14 protein-coding genes are annotated in these 19,167 nt (G+C 41.4%); 13 read left to right on the top strand and 1 reads right to left on the bottom strand.

What is annotated here, in order from left to right:
• The first annotated feature begins 24 nt into the window (after positions 1 to 24).
• Positions 25 to 1,389 carry an MFS transporter gene (locus AC1DWN_RS02975; protein WP_477557453.1) on the top strand — a complete coding sequence of 455 codons (1,365 nt, stop codon included), beginning with the start codon at positions 25 to 27 and terminating at the stop codon, positions 1,387 to 1,389.
• A 72-nt stretch (positions 1,390 to 1,461) separates the two neighbouring features.
• The gene (locus AC1DWN_RS02980) at positions 1,462 to 3,042 is read left to right on the top strand and encodes a DUF5597 domain-containing protein (protein WP_477557454.1); all 1,581 of its coding nucleotides are present in this window, start codon (positions 1,462 to 1,464) and stop codon (positions 3,040 to 3,042) included.
• A 145-nt stretch (positions 3,043 to 3,187) separates the two neighbouring features.
• Here AC1DWN_RS02980 and AC1DWN_RS02985 read toward each other — a convergent pair whose 3' ends face one another.
• On the bottom strand, positions 3,188 to 3,799 hold the full coding sequence (locus AC1DWN_RS02985) for a TetR/AcrR family transcriptional regulator (RefSeq protein WP_477557455.1): 612 nt from the start codon (positions 3,797 to 3,799) through the stop codon (positions 3,188 to 3,190).
• Positions 3,800 to 4,051: 252 nt separating this feature from the next.
• Here AC1DWN_RS02985 and AC1DWN_RS02990 point away from each other — a divergent pair, with 252 nt between their 5' ends.
• From AC1DWN_RS02990 to AC1DWN_RS03040, 11 genes are all read left to right on the top strand, one after another.
• Positions 4,052 to 6,151 (top strand): hypothetical protein, encoded by a 2,100-nt coding sequence (locus AC1DWN_RS02990; protein WP_477557456.1) that lies wholly within the window; start codon positions 4,052 to 4,054, stop codon positions 6,149 to 6,151.
• A gap of 26 nt (positions 6,152 to 6,177) precedes the next feature.
• Positions 6,178 to 7,503, top strand: a complete 1,326-nt coding sequence (locus AC1DWN_RS02995; protein ID WP_477557457.1) for a glycoside-pentoside-hexuronide (GPH):cation symporter — start codon at positions 6,178 to 6,180, stop codon at positions 7,501 to 7,503.
• A 455-nt stretch (positions 7,504 to 7,958) separates the two neighbouring features.
• Positions 7,959 to 8,672: a response regulator transcription factor gene (locus tag AC1DWN_RS03000; protein ID WP_477557458.1), complete on the top strand. Its 714-nt coding sequence runs from the start codon at positions 7,959 to 7,961 to the stop codon at positions 8,670 to 8,672.
• Positions 8,669 to 9,682 carry a sensor histidine kinase gene (locus AC1DWN_RS03005; protein WP_477557459.1) on the top strand — a complete coding sequence of 338 codons (1,014 nt, stop codon included), beginning with the start codon at positions 8,669 to 8,671 and terminating at the stop codon, positions 9,680 to 9,682. The genes AC1DWN_RS03000 and AC1DWN_RS03005 overlap by 4 nt, the downstream gene beginning before the upstream one ends.
• A 93-nt stretch (positions 9,683 to 9,775) precedes the next feature.
• Positions 9,776 to 10,546: an ABC transporter ATP-binding protein gene (locus tag AC1DWN_RS03010; protein ID WP_477557460.1), complete on the top strand. Its 771-nt coding sequence runs from the start codon at positions 9,776 to 9,778 to the stop codon at positions 10,544 to 10,546.
• Positions 10,521 to 12,389 (top strand): FtsX-like permease family protein, encoded by a 1,869-nt coding sequence (locus AC1DWN_RS03015; RefSeq protein WP_477557461.1) that lies wholly within the window; start codon positions 10,521 to 10,523, stop codon positions 12,387 to 12,389. The genes AC1DWN_RS03010 and AC1DWN_RS03015 overlap by 26 nt, the downstream gene beginning before the upstream one ends.
• Positions 12,390 to 12,502: 113 nt before the next feature.
• Entirely contained in the window at positions 12,503 to 12,754 is a 252-nt protein-coding gene (locus tag AC1DWN_RS03020) for a hypothetical protein (protein WP_477557462.1), read from the top strand.
• Positions 12,755 to 13,072: 318 nt separating this feature from the next.
• Positions 13,073 to 15,268, top strand: coding sequence for a family 2 glycosyl transferase (locus AC1DWN_RS03025; RefSeq protein ID WP_477557463.1), 2,196 nt, complete (start codon positions 13,073 to 13,075; stop codon positions 15,266 to 15,268).
• A 16-nt stretch (positions 15,269 to 15,284) separates the two neighbouring features.
• Complete coding sequence (locus AC1DWN_RS03030) at positions 15,285 to 16,481, top strand: hypothetical protein (RefSeq protein ID WP_477557464.1); 1,197 nt, start codon at positions 15,285 to 15,287, stop codon at positions 16,479 to 16,481.
• A 66-nt stretch (positions 16,482 to 16,547) separates the two neighbouring features.
• Entirely contained in the window at positions 16,548 to 17,633 is a 1,086-nt protein-coding gene (locus tag AC1DWN_RS03035) for a HEAT repeat domain-containing protein (protein ID WP_477557465.1), read from the top strand.
• A gap of 85 nt (positions 17,634 to 17,718) precedes the next feature.
• Positions 17,719 to 19,107 (top strand): glycosyltransferase family 2 protein, encoded by a 1,389-nt coding sequence (locus AC1DWN_RS03040; protein ID WP_477557466.1) that lies wholly within the window; start codon positions 17,719 to 17,721, stop codon positions 19,105 to 19,107.
• Positions 19,108 to 19,167 lie beyond the last annotated feature (60 nt).

Here is a 19,167-nt window from a genome sequence, read left to right on the forward strand (position 1 = left end):
GCAATCTGAAAAGGGAGGTAATTGATGGAAAAATTACCGAGGAAGATAATGATTTTATATTCGCTTGGGCAGTTAGGTTGGTCGATTCTGGCTGGTATCATCGGTACATGGCTCATCTATTTTTATTTACCGCCTGAAGGATCGGGTATTCAAGTGGCGATTCCACAAGGTAGTGTCATTATGGGTGTTACAATTATTGGCGTCATTATGGGATTAGCTACGGTAATCAATGCCGTGACCGATCTATGGATTGCAAATTTAAGTGATAGAAGCAGGCACCGCCTTGGAAGAAGGACACCGTTTATGAGACGAAGCGCACTGCCTTGCGCACTTCTGCTCGTATGTATATTTATCGTGCCTTTTCAGAACGAAGTTCATTCGTTCAACTCTTTATGGCTTTTCCTCATCTTGCCTCTCTACTATGTAGCGTTTACTTGTTATGTGATACCGTATACCGCGCTCCTTGGTGAATTGGGCCGTAATACGGAAGAGCGCATAGATCTGTCGACATATATTTCGGTAACCTGGTTTCTGGGACTTATAATAGCGACCTTTGCACCAAGTATTTGGGAGACAGTCATGGCGGTCTTTGAAATTTCAAAAACAGCTTCAATTCAGTGGACGTTCGGAGCACTTGCAATTATTGCGTTCATCCTCATGCTCATACCCGCATATACGATTGACGAGACAAAATACGGTTCGACCAATGCGACAAGCTTGGACATCAAAACGTCGGTTAAAGCTGTTTTTAAGAATCGGGATTTCCGGTATTTCTTAATAAGCGAGCTAGGTTATTGGTTTACGAACGGGTTCTTCCAATCTTCCCTCGTCTACTATATTACTGTTCTCGCGCGGCAGAAGGAAACTCATGTCGGACTAATTGTGACTGCCGTCGGCGTACTTTCTTTCATGCTCTATCCGCTAGTCAACAAACTTAGTAAAAAGTACGGCAAGAAGAAATTGATGATTGTTTCGTTTCTGTTTCTTATTATTTCTTTCATTTATATAACGTTTATGGGGAAACTTCCATTTAGCGGTTTTCTGGAACTTATTCCGATTATTATTCTTTCTGCGGTTCCTGCGGCGATATCGGGTATATTACCGAATGCTATCATTGCGGATTGTGCTGTATATGACGCTAGTCAAAGTGGGGAAAACAAAGAAGCATTGTACTTTGGTGTACGCTCGTTTCTTACGAAATTTGGCACCGCATTATCCGTCATTCTTCTGCCCACCGTATTGGCGATAGGGAAATCGGTTGAGAATGATTCTGGCATCAGAATATCCGTCATTATTGCAGCTGTAGTTGCTCTATTTTCTTTATTGGCACTGCTTAAATACAACGAGAAGAAAATTACATCTCAAGTTAAGGCTATAAGTGATTTGTAAACCCAAGATGACATCGACATAAGTTAAATTCGGATTCACCACAATTTATATAGAAGAATAGGAGAGGTTTATATGTTTAAAGTAAAGGGTAAACCATTTATTCCAATGGGAGGTCAATCAAAAAACTCCAGCGCATATAATGCAGAAGAGCTGTCATCTGCTATTGCGGGTATCAAAGCAATAGGAGGCAATACGCTAGAAGCTCCGGTTTATTGGGATACGGTTGAGCCACAGGAGGGGAAATTTGATTTCTCTTCGGTTGACATGCTTCTGGAAGAGTGTCGAAAGAATGATTTGCACCTAATCGTATTGTGGTTTGCAACTTGGAAAAATGGCGAAATGCGATATTGCCCAGGCTGGGTAAAGTCAGACAAGAAGCGATTTACTAGAGTGCTTCGCAGTGATGGTGTCCCTATGAATATCCTTTCAGCTTTTGGTGAGGAATCACTGCAGGCGGATACGAAAGCGTTCTGCGCACTGATGAAGCATCTGAAAGAAGCCGATGGTGACACGCAGACGATTATTGCGGTGCAAGTTGAGAATGAACCGGGTATTCTTGGCTGCGATAGAGATTATGGACCTGAGGCGGAAGCTGCTTATATTGGACCAGTAGCTCCGGGGCTCTTCGAACATGTGAAGGGGTTAGGAAAGGGCCATGCCTGGGACGCTTGGAAGAAGAATGGTTCCAAAGAAGAAGGGAGCTGGCAGGACATCTTTGGTGTCGCGGGTGGCGAGTTCTGCACAGCCTGGTCTATTGCCAAATATATTGATCATATCGCTGCAGCAGGCCGTACAGTATACGATATCCCCTTGTACACTAATGCATGGATCTCATTTCCAGGTTGGCCGATTCCGGGCTTCTATCCCGCTGGTGGACCTACTAGAAACACGTTAGATATTTGGAAATTTACAGCGCCTAATCTGGATCTGATCGCACCGGATATTTACAATGTTAATTATAGTGATTACAGAGTTGTGTGCGAAGACTATCGTCGGTCTGACAATCCTTTATTTGTTCCGGAATCCGGCACGGACGGGCTTAATGCGCGAAATATGCTTAGGGCGTTGGCTGATTATGACGCGATCGGTTATTTCTGTTTTGGCGTAGACAACGTTTTAGATGGGGAAGGCAATGTGATGGAAGATGCCGTATTATTCGTCGAAAGCTTCCGTAGTGTAATGAGTTTATTGCCGTTGATTCAGAAGTATCAAGGGACAGGGAAAATTCATGCTGTCGTAGAAGAGGATTATCAAATGAATCAGAGTTTTGTATTCGAAGACTACATCGGAGCAGTTCCTTTTATCGATATGGGCCCATTGACCGATCACAAGGATCATAGACATACCCGTAATCCTCAGTTGACTGCAGGACGGCCTAGACACGGGCTTATTATTGAAGCTGGACCAAAAGAATTTTACTTGGCAGGTAACTTCCATCTCTTTATGGTTCCCGGGTCAGGGCCTGGATGGTTGGATGCTATGAAAATGTCGCTAGTATCAACCCCTGTGGACTATCTTACTGTAGAGGAAGGTTATTTGACCGAATCTGGTGAATTTGTCCCGACGAGAACTAGAAATGGCGATGAGGCCGTGTTCGGAAGCTTCTGGTCGACACCGTATTGCGGAGTTGTAAGAATCGTTCTAACGCCATAGCTACAAGGCGAAACGGCTGTCGCCGTCCTTATGGCGGTCGCGCGTTTCATTCCGGAGAAATATAGAGATAGTATGGCGAATTTTCCTATGTTTTAAATTAACAGCCATGCCAGCGCACATGAAATCGAAATTGATACTCCGATTTTTATGTGCGCTGAATTCCGGTTAGTATAATATCCCGAAATGATTTGTGAAAATCAATATTATCGCAATATTCATACTTCAAGTGGTTCTCTCTCAGAATTAGCCGTTGGAAGAGGGAGATAAAACTGTGGCTAATAAAGTGATACAACTCTTCGGCCGTCATATCATTACGAATGGAACCATCTGTTACGCCATCACGAATATAATGAAATAGCGGATCCTGGTTTGGATTTAAAGCTTCTATAAACAACTGCTCCAACTCTGGATTTGGATAATTCCCTTGAAAATATCGATCGAACTCGGCAGTGAACCTGATCTGTTCTTTAACGTTTTCAAGATCAACCTGAAAAAAATACGCTTTTACTTTTTCAAAGCCGGTTTTTCCGGTCATGTCCCCTAAATCCAATGTGAGATGGTCCTGCAGCTGCTTCATCACCATGATCTCAATTTCAAAGGCTAATTCATCCTTCGTGGGGAAATAACGATACAGTGTTCTTCTATTAATATTAATGGTTGATGCAATATCTTTCATTTGTACACTTGCGATTCCGAGCGCAATAAATTGCTTTTCTGCTTCTATCAGTATGCGTTGCCTTGTTGTTGGATTGTCCACTCCATTAACCCCACTTATTCATAGTGTTATCTATCTATCCATGCTTGATTATCTACAAGATGCCGTGCGATAAACGGAGTATACCTTTATTATTCAAATCATTGCAAGCCCTGAAATTATTCGATAATGCAGCGCGCTGCTCGCGTTTCTGCCGCTTTGCCGATCCGACTTATCGGAGAGCAAATATTTGCGCGTATTGGATGAGCTTAAAGAAAGAAGCGTTAGCGCAGAATCCACTGGGAGGTTTCGGAATTGAGGAAAGTGCTGACAACGATCAAACGTTATATCGAATGGAAACTCGAGTATAAAAACCAGTCGCCGGTATTTCCGTTCTGGTGCGATACGGGAGGCAAAGTGGAGGCGGGGGCTGGATTAAGGCATACGGTGGGAGAAGACGAAAGCATCGTATGGGATGTAGCGCAGGATAAGCGGATTCCCCATTACGATCACCTGGAAATGAGCGGATTTCTCGTTTCGGCTATTATCTCTTATGGCGTCAACAAGAAAGGTGAATTAAGACTGAGCCGCCACGTCGTCATTCCGACCCTGCGCAAAATCCCGAACGAGACAAGAGRCAGCCTGTCCCATAACTTCTGCTTGTCCGTCTCCGCGAGGATCAAGGTCAACGGCGTCAAGGTAAGCGAAGAATATCCGCGCCGGATCAGAATCAAAGGGTTTCTGGAGATAGCCTCCGACACAAACCAGGGACTAGATATCGTGCGAACGCTTATGCCAACGGTACATTGTCCTGCCTTGATCGAGAAAGTGACGCTCATCAATATGACGAGAAACGCTATGCTCATCGAAGTTGCCTCCCCAGGCTACGTTCATTTGACCGATCCGAAGTGGGGGGTAGAAGGTGCTTACGAGGTGAGAGCGGGTTTGGCAGATGATTCAGGCCACTTCGTAACGGGCGAAGATAACGGATACCATATGAACCTGGAGCCCGGGGATAGCAAGACCTATTATTTAGTGTTTGCCGCAACGAAAGAACGGCAAGCGCTTACAGTTAATACCGCCGAAGAGGAGCGCGCAAGACTCGCGCTTGTGAACGAGTGGTTTGGTTCTTTGAAGCTGGAGACACCGGATCCAGTTCTAAACACCGCCTTTAATTTCGCCAAGGTACGCGGCAGCGAAAGCATTTTTCGGACGAAAAACGGGCTTATGCACGGACCCGGAGGCGGAAGCTATTACGCGGCTTTATGGACGAATGATCAATGCGAATACATAAATCCGTTCTTCCCCTTCCTGGGCTATGACGCGGGCATTGAGCAGAGCATCAATTGCTATTCGCTATATATGGACCGTATGGACCCCGAGTATAAGAAGCCGCTTGTGACGAGCATTATCGCGGAAGGGGATGATTACTGGAACGGAGCGGGTGATCGCGGAGACGCCGCGATGTTCGCATACGGTGCCGCCAGGTTCTGTCTCGCATACGGAGACCGGATGGCGGCGAAAAAGCTGTGGCCGGGAATAGCGTGGGCGATCGAGTTCTCCCTGCGGCAGAAGACCACGGAAGGCGTCATCCGCAGCGATTCGGATGAGCTCGAGAATCGGTTTGAATCGGGTGAGGCCAACTTGTTCACTTCCTGCTTGCTCTATGACGCGCTCCACAGCGCGTCCCTGCTGGCGAAGGAGCTTGGGGAAAACCAAGATGTCGTGAGAAAGCTATCGGAAGAGGCGGAATTGCTAAAGGAAGCTATCGAAGCGTATTTCGGCGAGCGCGTGGAAGGTTATGAAACCTATCGCTACTATAAAGGCAACAAGGTATTAAGAGCTTGGATTTGCATACCGCTTGCGATGGGGATTTACGAGCGTAAAGCTGGCACGCTGCAAGCGTTGTTCTCGCCTAGACTATGGACTAACAATGGCCTCAGCTCGCAAGCGGGCAAGGAGACGTTCTGGGACCGTTCGACGCTGTATGCACTCCGAGGGGTGTTTACCGCGGGCGAGCCGGACCTCGCATTGAAGCATCTTTCGCATATGACGAAGGAGCGGTTACTGGGTGAGCACGTACCGTACTCGGTCGAAGCCTATCCGGAAGGTAATCAGCGACATCTGTCGGCAGAGAGCGGCCTCTATGCCCGTATTTTCACCGAAGGCTTGTTTGAAATTAGGCCGACTGGATTTAAGACGATGACTTGCAATCCACATCTTCCTAGCTCATGGAACGAGGCTGCTTTGCGGAATGTAAAGGCATTCCAAACGACATTCGACTTGGAAGTCAGCAGAAGCGAGTACGGCAGGAGACTCAAGGTTTACGAGAAGGGTCGGCTAATCTTCGATCATATAGCGGATGAGGGCGAACCGTTCAACATCGTATTCATCGAACCTAAGGAAACGGAGTGAGACGCAGCATGGAGGAAAAGACAAGTTTGGGTTTTAAGTGGTTGTACGGGGTGAATGCTTACGGCAATGGGCTACTAGGCGGGTTCGTATCTTCGTACATTATGATTTTCTTCAGTGACGTCGCTCTTGTTCCTGTAGCTTTCATCGGCTCGCTGTTTTTCGCCGTCAAAATACTCAATATGTGCGTGGCTCCGGTGATGGGCGTCGTCATCGACCGGACGAACAGCCGTTGGGGGAAAATAAAGCCATGGCTGCTGGTTGGCGCGCTCCTGATGCCGCCAACCGCCGTTCTATTGTTCGCGAACACCGGATTCACCGGGACGCGGCTGTTAGTTTACGTAACAATCGTGTACGTGTTGTGGGGCTTGTTCAGTACCGTATTCGGCACGGCTCTCGGTTCAGTGTTCCCGACTTTAACACGCAATGTAGAAGAGAGACGCAAACTTTCCATCATTCCGGCGATCGGCGGAGTGCTGGGGGATTTCACGACCGTGGGTGCCGTATTGCCATTGATCGCGGTTATTGCGGCGACTCAGGCGCAAGGTTATTTCCGGTTAGGGCTTCTATTCGCCGCCTTATTTTTCGTCAGCAATCTATTCTTCATTAACAAATACAAGGAACGGGTCACAGTTGAATCGACGGAGCGGTTGAAGCTAAGAGATATTATTAAGGCCGTGTCGCGCAACGATCAGCTGCTAATCCTGCTCATCGTAAACTTCTTCTTGAACGTCGGGGTTTTTATCACGATGGGCACCGCGCTCTATTTCTTTAAATACAATATGGGTAACGAAGGCATGTTCGCCACGTTCGGAATTACCGTAGGTTTGTCGCAAGTGTTTATGATGACCTTATTTCCGAAGCTCATGAAAAAGCTATCGAAGAAAGCGGCGTTCCAGGTCGCAGGGGTAACTTTGATCGTGGGCTATGTCATATTATTCACGGCCAAAGGAATCATGGGCACCTTCTTCCCTATCGTGTATGTCGGTGGAATTATGCTTTATTTGGCGTTAGGCATCACGACAGCTCTCATGCCGATCTTCTATGCGGATATTATCGATTATGGTGAGTGGAAAACGGGTGAGCGCAACAACTCCACGATCATATCCATTTCTTCTTTGGTCGGAAGCTTCAGCGACGCCACAAAGGAATTGATCGTCGGGTTGACGCTCGCATTCATCGGATTCGCGCCTAATGTCGTTCAATCCAAACATACACTAGACGGCATCCTGTTCCTGATGACGTGCATTCCGATGATCGTGATAACGATAGCCGTAATCGTGTTTACGTTGTTCTACAAGCTGAATGATGGATTCTACAATCGTATTCTTAAGGAATTGGAGAGTCGGGCATGATTGCGATTCCTTGGGCGAGCCAGTAGTACTGTACTGGTACGAGTGTTAATATCCAGTATGGAATGGCAACTCACTCGTCGTTCGCAGATATAACGGGTCACTGGGGAAGTGATGCCATTCAGATTAAAGGGTGACCTCTAGACATAGAGGTCACCCTTTTATTTCGCACTATAGATGATATGGTGAACCATATCATCTATAGTGGTAAAGCGGAGCGTTAAGCTACGAGTAGAGTCTACCCTATTTGATTATAAAATTTGAATATTTGCTCAAGGCTGGGCGGTAAAATACCCCACGCTTCACCATAGCAAAGAATGAACGGCAGAGATGTCGTTTTTTTACATGACACGTTTTCCGACATTTTACAAAACCTGCTCACTTTCATCTATAATGGTAGTGATTAACCTGCAATTTGTATGGATTCAAAATGACCCAAGTGTGTAGAGGGAGGATTTATGTACCGGATTCTCATTGTAGAAGATGATCAGCGAATTGCCGAGCTTTTATCCAATCATTTGGATAAATACGGATATGAACCCATTGTGACACATCAGTTTGATGCCATAGATCAAGCCTTTCAACAAATCATGCCTCATCTTGTCTTGCTGGATGTGAACCTACCTAAATTTGACGGATATTATTGGTGCAAACAAATACGGAAAATTTCATCTTGTCCAATTATTTTTATTTCTGCTCGAACAGAAGAATTGGATCAGGTGATGGCAATTGAGTATGGTGGAGATGATTTTGTAACCAAACCTTTTTACTATGATGTCATCGTTGCAAAAGTGAAAAGTCAAATCCGCCGTTCGTATGGAGAATTATCAATCGGAGCTACTGATACAGAACGAGAAGTTCATTTTTATGGAGTGACATTTTTTCCAGAACGTCCAGAACTACATTACGGACAGCAGAGATTATCGCTTATGAAAAAAGAAGCTGATCTACTCGACCTGCTCATTAACAAATATCCACGTACGGTAAAGCGAGAGAAAATATTTGAACGGATGTGGGACGAAAAAGAATTCATCAACGAGAATACGTTGAATGTCAATGTAGCTCGGTTACGCAAGAAGTTCACAGATCTCGGGATAGATAATGCCATTGAAACCGTCAAGGGCTTAGGCTACCGTCTGAACGTATCTTGGAACGAGGTGGACAAAGAATGAAATTATTTGTAAAGGATAATATTCCTTATATCGTACTTCATGTCATGCAGTTTATATTTTTATATTCGACTTTTCACTGGTTGGATGCGAATGTTGTTGAAGGCAATATCGTATATCTCTTTCTAGTGAGTCTTGTTATGCTGGTCATTTATCTTACATTTCGTTATGTAGTTGGACACAGCGGCTATAAATGGCTAAGTAATATTCCCGATTTGAAAGATGCAAAGGCTTTCTTACAAATGGACGTTACTTCACCGTTGCTTCATACTCTCAAGGATGGGCTTGCAAGGCAATATCAGTTAATGCAGAGCGAAAGAGAAAGATCCATACAGGAAAAACAAGAGCAGATTGATTTTATGAATCGGTTTGTCCATTTGCTGAAAACACCGCTTTCCGCTTTGCACCTGATTGTTCAGGATCGTGAGGACTCGGATGGGTCGGAGGAAATGCAAGTTGAAATCGTCCGTATGGAGTACCAGTTGAATATGATTCTGACGCTGTCAAGATTGTCCTCTTTCCGACAGGATTTCTATATTCAAACAGTATCCATAGAGCCATTGGTGGTTGAAGTAATTAACGACTTAAAGAGCCACTTTATTCACCATCACTTATTCCCCTCAGCCGATGTACAGGGGGATGCCACTGTACTTTCGGATCGCAAATGGTTGAAGTTTGTACTGACGCAGTTGCTTACCAATGCCATCCGTTATTCTGATGGTGGAAACCGACACATAATGATATTTGCGGGTCGACAGGGAGAGCATCTTACATTGACCGTGAAAGATGAAGGCGTAGGTATCTCCCCTCAAGACCTTCCTAGAGTATTTGACTTGTATTTTACAGGTGCCAATGGACGCAAATTTGGTGAATCCACGGGCATCGGTTTGTATCTTGTTCGGAAAATTTGTGATGAGCTGGGTCACAAGGTTTCAATCCAATCATCATTAGGAGTGGGAACGGAGGTCAAGATTCGTTTTTCATTACCCCATCATCCTGAGTTGACAAGGTGACAAATATGTAATGTTGATGTTATCTAGAACGATAGCGACGTCCCTACCTTTCTTATAACCTAAGAGTGAGGAAAGAAAGGAGCGAAATCACACATGAATATGCTGGAAATTAGTAAGGTATCAAAAATATATGAGGGGAAAGTTTCTTATCAGGCATTGAGACATGTCGATTTTATCGTACCGAAAGGTCAATTTGTTGGGGTTATGGGTCCATCGGGGAGTGGAAAGACAACGCTGTTGAATGTCATCTCGACAATTGACCATCCGACCACTGGAGAGGTTGTCATCAATGGAAAAGAACCACATCAACTGCCATCGGAGCAATTGGCTGTGTTCCGACGCCGTGAACTAGGTTTTGTGTTTCAGGACTTCAATTTATTACATACGTTGACAGTACGGGAAAATATTTTCCTACCACTAGCTCTGGACGAAGTAGCTGTAAGGAAAATGAATGAACGGTTAAACTCCATTGCTCCTATTCTAGGTATTACTGACATTCTCGACAAGCGTACCTATGAAATATCTGGAGGACAAGCCCAACGTGCAGCCATTGCAAGAGCCATCATTCATGAACCGGCACTACTACTTGCGGACGAACCAACTGGAAACTTGGACACCAAATCATCTCGTGATGTAATGGAGTTGTTTCGCAATATTAATCGTGAAATTGGAGCAACGATGTTAATGGTTACCCACGACCCAACAGCTGCAAGTTATTGCGACCGAATTATTTTCATTCGAGATGGTTCAGTATATAACGAAATTTATCGTGGGGAACATCAGAACGACTTCTATGGCAACATTATGGATGTGTTGTCCTTTATGGGAGGCGACTCTCGTGACGTTTCGACAATTCGCAATTAAAAACGTGCAAAGAAATTATAAAGCATACTTAGCTTATTTTCTCAGCAGCACCTTTTCCATACTGGTCTTTTTCTTATTTGCTGTGAACCTGTTTCATCCTATGATCGGAGAGAGTTTCACATCTGGAACCGTTCATCTTGTTCTGTCTGCAGGAGAAGTTGCGATATCCATATTTTCTTTGCTGTTTATCCTTTACTCAGTGGGAACTTTTTTAAAGATGCGATTAGCAGAATTTGGTTTGCTGACGATGTTAGGTGCTACACGTAAGCAATTGAATCGACTGATTTCATTGGAAAATATCATCATTGGACTTGCAGCAATGGTGACGGGAATCGCCACGGGACTTTTTTTATCAAAATATTTTTTAATGTTTGCTTCGATGATTCTGGAAGTTCCAGAACTCGAATTTTACATGCCAGTGAAAGCAATTCTTTTTACAATAACCTGCTTTCTAATCATATTCGTCTTGATCTCTGTGCTCGCTCCGTTTGCAGTGAGATCCAAGGAGATCATTGAACTCCTTAAAGGGAATCGAAAACCGAAAGAACCACCTAAAGCATCAATATGGCTCTCAATAGCAGGATTAATATTGATTGCGGCAGGTTATATAATTGTATTATTACAAATGGCGTTCCCTTTTCACTTGGGCGTAATCGGCACACTGGTTTCAGCAGGAACCTACCTGTTTTATTCGCAGCTTAGTGTATTTACCTTAATGCGATTGACATCCCTTCCAACATTATTTTTTAGAAAAACGAACTTGCTTTGGATTTCAGACTTGGTTTATCGTATGAAAGATAACGCTCGATTATTGTTTGTTGTCACGATTACCTGCACGGTATCATTCACGACAATGGCAGCTTCTTTTGCCGTTTATCAGACGGTAGACGAGGAATACGCGAACAGCTACCCGATACCATTCAATTATTCCTCCTATTCCTCAGACGTTCAGCGTGAGAATAATCTTTCTCTCATTTCTTCAAAATTAGATGAAGAAGGGCTGTCGTATCGGACAGTCTCAGTACCGTTTCTGGAGTTCGACAGCAAGACCGCAGCACTATCCACACAAGGTTACAATCGTCTTGCAGAATTGTTGAACCGAGAACCATTGCAGTTAAAATCTGGAGAAGCCATTGAAGTTTCCACCTGGACGAACAAAGCTGATTCCCGTATAACAATCCAGGAGAATGAAACCGTACACTTGGGAAGCGACACACTTCGGCTTATTGGTGTCGTTCAAGACAACATATTTCCAGAGGGTTCGTATGGAAAATTGTATGTATTGAATGATTCGGATTTCGAGAAACAGGATTCTGTATTAAACAAAGGGGTATATTATGGTTATTCAGTTCCGGATTGGACGGAGGCATCGACAGCAGCTGAAAAAATTCGTGCCCAAATTAGAACCGATGGGAACGCGTTTAAGTATCGTTCATCACCGGACTGGTATCAGACGGATCAATTAACTTACAAATTAATTCTCTTTGTGGGGTCGTTTATGAGCATCGTGTTTTTTATAGCAGCTGGAAGCTTTATTTACTTCCGCTTTTATACGGATGTTCAGGAGGAAAAAGTGAAGTACCGTAACCTGCGGAAAATAGGTATGACTATCCGCGAGGTGAAGAAGATTATCACGGTACAGCTCGCGATCCTTTTCTTTATCCCGATCTTGCTCGCAGCACTACATTCAGTATTTGCACTGCAAACACTACAGAGACTAATATCTGTTTCCATAGGCAGTTACGCATCGATTATTTTGATTTTCTTTTTAGTAGCGTGGTCCATATACTTCCTGCTTCTTCGTTCTCGCTATTTGAGAAGTTTATTGGAAGAGACTAGGTAAGTCGTATCATCTGAATGATGTGGATGGTTTATAATAAATAGGTATGCACGTCATTGTCGCGTACCTAGTTAGACCAACATAGTTTTTCACATCGGAAGAGGAGATTGTTGATATTGAATAAGCAGGAAAATGGATCTGATAAAACCGTACTGGCCGCAATCGAGACGATTGAGGAAGTGGATTTTCTGCTCATAACGCAGTTAACGGCATGGTTTGTTTTGTCTGGTTATCTGGAAATTATGCGAAACGGTTCGGATATTTTGATTCGGACAGGTGATATCGATTTCGATGATTGGGAGGAGCGAGGCTTTCATAACAAGGAATGGTTTCATTTGGTGAAACAACAGCGGACGTTATTACAATGATTATAAATAGTACAATTTCATTCTGGATATTCTACCCTATATTTAAAGATATTTTCAAACAAGAGCCTGCAAAATAGGCCTAGTAATGGAATTATCGGTATTTCCAGACTAGTTAACCTTATTTTCATAAACAGAACAAAATAGTAATGCAGTCAGCGCGTGCCAATACTTTATTGGTGCGCGCTGTTTAATTTAATTATATTTCACGCCATTTTCTTGATTTTAATATTATTTTTTACATTTTTGATTAGTTTATCTAATTCTGTTGACATGCAGATCGATATAACTATATCATGACAATGAGTGGAGGCTATGAAAATGAAAAAAAAAATAGTAATTAGCGTAGGACTAATAGTATTAATTGTATGTATAATTATAGTTATTTATCTTAATTCCCCTTTAAAAAGTGAAAGTGTGGAGAATATTACCCCCCTTCATGAGGAAAACGGTGTTACTTATATTAGTAAGACAAATCAAGATTCGTTCTATGTTCACAATGGTAATGACTGGGAAAAAATGTTTATCAAAGGCGTTAATATCGGCGCAGGTAAACCTGGTGCTTTTCCTGGAGAACTTGCGATTACGTATGATGAGTATTACAGATGGTTTACTTATATATCTGAAATGAATGCCAACACAATCAGGGTTTACACGACGCTTCGCCCACAATTTTATAACGCTTTATATGATTTTAATCAAGCGCAAGAGAAAGATGGTAGAGATCCGATTTATATCATTCATGGCGTTTGGGTTGATGAGAATGATATTGTGGCAATCGAGGATGCTTTTGGAGAAGACAGTAAAATTATGAATGGTATCATCAAGAGCGGTGAAGACATTGTTGATATCATACATGGAAATAAGTATCTGCCTTTGAGTAAAGGTCATGCGGATGGCACATATACAACAGACATATCACAGTATGTGATTGGATGGATATTAGGTATAGAATGGGAACCATCGTTTGTTATAGGTACGAATGAAAATAATCAAGATCATACAAGTTATGACGGAGAGTTTCTATATACAGTTGATGCCTCACCATTCGAAGCTTTTCTAGCGGAAGTTGGTGATAAGATCATCGATTATGAGATGACCAACTACAATATGCAAAGTCCGGTAGCTTTCTCTAACTGGGTAACGACCGATCCACTTGATCATCCTAATGAACCATATGTTAATGAGGACATTGTGGAAGTGAATGTTGAGCATGTGAAGTGGCATGACAAGTATAAGCCCGGAATGTTTGTGTCCTATCACGTCTATCCTTACTATCCAGATTCGTTTAGTTTTCAGAAAGACTACATTAATTACATAGGCGCAGATGGAAAGCCAGATCCATATCTGGCCTATCTAGAGGATATCAAAACCGTACATTCAATGCCTATTGTTATATCAGAATTCGGTATACCAGCTTCAAGAGGTAAAGCTCACGAAAATAGGGTGACAGGATATAATCAAGGCTTTATTGATGAAGAGACGCAGGGCGAGATGTTAGTGAACATGATCAACGACATGCACATTGCCAATCTTGCTGGTGGTATTGCCTTTTCATGGCAAGATGAATGGTTCAAGAGAACGTGGAATAACAATGATCTTGACGTAGTAGACTTCAGGCCTTATTGGTCGAATACACAGACTAATGAGCAGCATTTTGGATTATTAGCGTTCGATCCAGGTAGTGAAGAGAGTATTATTTATAYGGATGGTCAAGTCAATGACTGGTCGGACAGTTCTCCATTCTATGAGGACGATGACACAAAGCTCTATGTGAAGAGTGACGAGGCATACGTCTATTTCAGGGTTGACTCTGATCGTTATGATTTTGACAATGACACGTTGTTAATTCCAATTGACTCGATAGATAGACAAGGAAATAAATACTTCTCGGAATACGACACAACGTTTAGCAAGGATGCAGATTTCGTATTGAAAATTCATGGACAAGATGATTCTAGGCTTCTAGTGGATGCTTATTACGATAATTATTATTTCCGCTATGGGGTTCTCACTAATCTTATTGAGAAGAATAACAAATTTCATTCGAAAAACTCAGGTATATTCAATCCAATTCGTCTTACTCTTGAAAAGGGATTTGTACTTCCAGAAGACAAAACGGTTATCCCGTTCACCGGATATGAGACAGGTTTACTTCTATACGGAATATCTGATCCTAATCATGTGGATTACAATTCGTTAAGCGATTTTTATTATGAGGATGGACATCTAGAGGTTAGAATTGCCTGGCAGTTACTAAATGTGATGGACCCATCTAATAGAATTGTCATCGATGATATGCACGATCGCGGTAAAGTATCACAAATAGAAGTGAATGGTTTTAATATTGGAATGGAATTAGTTAAAGCTGACTCTCCTACGGGTACTCAAGATCTTATGATGAAGGAATATACTTGGGATAAGTGGGATCAACCTACGTACCATGAGAGATTGAAGAAATCTTACTATATTGTACAAGAGGGGTTCAAAAAGCTAACAGCTGAAAATATGAAATGAACAGAGGCTATAATAGGTGGTTAAGAGGAAAATTAAGTTTCGTTATCTTGCGTTATTATTCGTAGTTATTGCTATAGTGGCGCCCTTTGTTATATGGATCAGCATGCCAAGCAAATATTTAAATATCGTTGTTATCAATAAAACTTTTCCAGTAGAGACTAATGCTGCTGGAGAGGTAGTGAAATTGGATTACAGCAAGCAACGTGGCTTATATTGGCTCATGAATTACCTTGGAATCAAAAATCCAGAAACAAAAAACGCATATAAAACGACTGTGGATTATTATGGAAACTTTCTTGAGGAAGGGCAGCTAGTTAATAAGCCCTTTCAAAAGCTGGACATTGTACCCGATATGATCTTTTTATCAGATATGTATGGGACCGGGGATTCGAGAATTAATGGTGAGGAAGCCAATGGTGTTTCCGGTATGACGAAAGAAGAAGTAGGTCTTGTTTCTACGTATTATGCTAAAGGTACGACTGTTATAGGTGAATATAATATTGCGGGAGACCCGACCAAAGCTAATGTATCGAAGGAGCTAGAAGAAATTTTCGGGGTTAGTTTTACTGGTGTAGCAGGTAAATTTTTCTCAGACCTTTCCTCGAATGAAGATGTACCTAACTGGATTCGAGATATTTATGAGCATCAGTACGGAAAAAAGTGGAATATTACAGGTGCCGGAATTGTAATTGCTGGAAACCGTAGAGTAGTTGTATTGCAACGTGAAATTGGATTTATAGGGAGTTCCATCAAGATAGCTATTTCTGAAGATAATAAAGATGACTATGGTACAGAAGCAACCGATTATTACAATTGGTTTGAAATTGTTGAAACATCTGAAGATGCATCGGTGGTTGCGTGGTACGATATAAACCTTACGGATAAAGGTAAGAAAATGTTAGAGCCGTTCGGTCTTAGTAATCAATTTCCTGCAATTATTATGAATCATTCTAATCGTCAAAAATCTTATTACTTAGCAGGAGATTTCACGGATTATAGAGCACCAGAGAAAATTAGTCAGTTTTCAGGAGCTGCAACGTTATATAAATTTTTCAGCGTTAAGAGTGAGGGTGATTTATCTCATTTCTACTGGAAATTCTATGTACCGTTAATGTCTAACATTCTCAAGGATATTGAACCATTAGACCRGGAGGCTTTCAATGCAGTAACTGATGTATCCGAGTCCTCATCTGGATACAGAACGTTTTCATGAGTACCTGGGATATACCGCAGGTCGTTTCTCGCAACAAAACTAGTTATGAGAAAATAAGGGAAGTTTTTGCGAAAACATCTTAGTTGGCGAGGAGGAAATACAATAATCAATCAGCAGATTATTTTACTTTGGATTTCAATCATTCTTACTGCAAGCCTCTTTATAGCCATTGTTTGTACGAGTTTATATAGTTATGTTAGCAAATTATCCTTTCAGAAGATCGATAAAGAATTAGCAAAGCTGATCTCTTCTTACTTTCATGCGAGTTTAGAGGAACAGCAAACATTCATTTTTAAGCTAAAACTATATACGAAACGTAGTAAATTAAAGAAAGAGCGGATGATTAATTACATCATTCAGTACTGTGAAGATTATATTAATAATCAGCCAGACAAAGTACTCCATTTATGCGAAGAGGTAGACCTTAAGGCATACTTGATCAAGCGACTCTCGTCAAAAAAAGATTATATTAAAGCTTTAGCTTGCAGGCAATTGGGTGATTTAAGATTATATTCTACGGAAATTTATATTGTTAAAGCTATGAATAGTAAGGATAATAACGTTATTTATAATGCGCTACTTGCTCTAGCCAAAATGGGAGATTTGGAGAACCTATCTCGTATTCTAGTTTCTAATTCAAGAGATATTAATATTTCATTTAGAGCGCTTATTGAAGTTTTGGAGGCGTTCAAGGGATCTAAGGAACAATTATTTAAAGAAACCATTGATTCAAGTGATGACTATTTAAGAGGAATATTAGTTAAAGCTGCAGTGGTTGGTCAATATGAAGGCTTAAGCAGTTATTATGTAAAGTATTTAATTAGTGATAATTTGAACTTGAAAATTGCATGTGTTCGAGCTTTAAGTGAACTTAAGAATCCTATTTATGAGAAAAATGTAATCGAAATGCTATATGCTGAAGAGTGGGAAGTCAGAGCGGCTGCTGCTAAAGGGCTTGAGAAAGTTGGAACGAGTGTTAGCTTCGAACCCCTATTGAAAATGACTAGTGACCAGGAATGGTGGGTAAGACACAATGCTGCAAGTACGTTGGTGTCCATTCCTGGAGGTAAAGAATATGCACAACAAGTTTTCAATGGCGACGATCAATATGCTCGTGATGCTGTTGCTGATGCAATGAAAACGGCTGTTTAAGCTGAAATAGAATTGGAACCCTGAGAGAGTGGTAAATTGTATGTATTACTTTATGAATTTTATATTGTACTTTAGTGGATTTTGCATGATTTACACAATCGCGATCAATCTTTTCTACAATGGTCAGATGTTGATTTCTGTAGTTGATCTTTTTGATTACTTTAAGAAGATGAAGTCATCCGACTATAAGAGATATGTTGAATCTAAAAATATGATTCCAATTTCTATTATTGTACCCGCGTATAATGAAGAGAAGACTATTGTAAGTAATATTAAGTCTTTGCTTGCATTAAATTATTACGAATATGAAATTATTGTTGTGAATGATGGCTCAAATGATTCTACGGTAGAAAAAATTATTGAAGAGTTCGAATTAGTGAAAGTGAATCAGCCAGTTAAAGTCAGTATACAGACTAATGAGATTTTAGGTATTTACAGAAATGCTAAATATGAACGCTTAATTGTGGTTGATAAATTAAATGGAGGCAAAGCGGATGCACTTAATGCCGGTATTAATCTGTCAACCTATCCTATATTTGCGAGCATAGATGCGGACTCTGTATTAGAAAATGACGCCTTGATCAAGTTAACTATGATGTTTGTAGAACATCCTGAGACGATTGCAGTTGGTGGTATTGTAAGGGTTGCGAATGGTTCTGTCATAAAAGATGGAGTTTTAATAGAATCAAATCTTCCTAAAAGCAGAGTGGCTAGATTTCAAATTGTGGAGTATTTTAGGGCATTTTTAACTGGTCGTACTAGTTTAAGTAAACTGAATTCTGTCCTCATTATTTCTGGTGCTTTTGGAGCTTTTAATAAAGCTGTCGTTATCGAGTGTGGTGGGTACAAAACCAATACCATTGGTGAAGATATGGATATTATTATGAATCTTCATAAGAAAATGAGAGATAAGAAAAAGAAATATAAGATTAAATTCCTTGCAGACCCTATTTGCTGGACTCAAGTTCCGGAATCACTCAAAGATTTGAGAACTCAGCGTAGAAGATGGCAGATCGGGTTATTCGACAGTTTATTAAGTTATAAATCCATGATTCTTAGACCAAAATACGGTACTGTAGGAATGATCGTCTTACCTTATTATTGGTTATTTGAGTTAATTGGTCCAGTTATTGAGTTTTTAGGTTATGTATTTATTCCATTAGCCTATTTATTCGGATTATTAGAATTAAATAGCTTCTTAATCTATTTTTTAATTGCATTCTTGTTAGGTACTACGTTATCAATGGGAAGTATATTATTGGAGCAAGTCTCATTCCAAAATAACAAAAGCTTCAAACAAATAATGAGTATAGTGTTAATTGCCTTCATTGAGAATCTTGGCTACCGTCAACTGACTGTTTTATTCCGAATTGAAGGTATTTTAAAAATCAGAAGCGGGAAACATTCTTGGGGAACGATTAAAAGACAAGAGTTTGACGCAAGCGCAAGCGTAAGTGAAGAGCATTCTGCTTAAAACGCCAGCTTAATCAGCGATCCCCGAAATAAGAGCCGTTAGTTATTATAGTGAAAGAAG

The sequence above is a fragment of the Paenibacillus sp. P4_A7 genome, assembly GCF_056402455.1.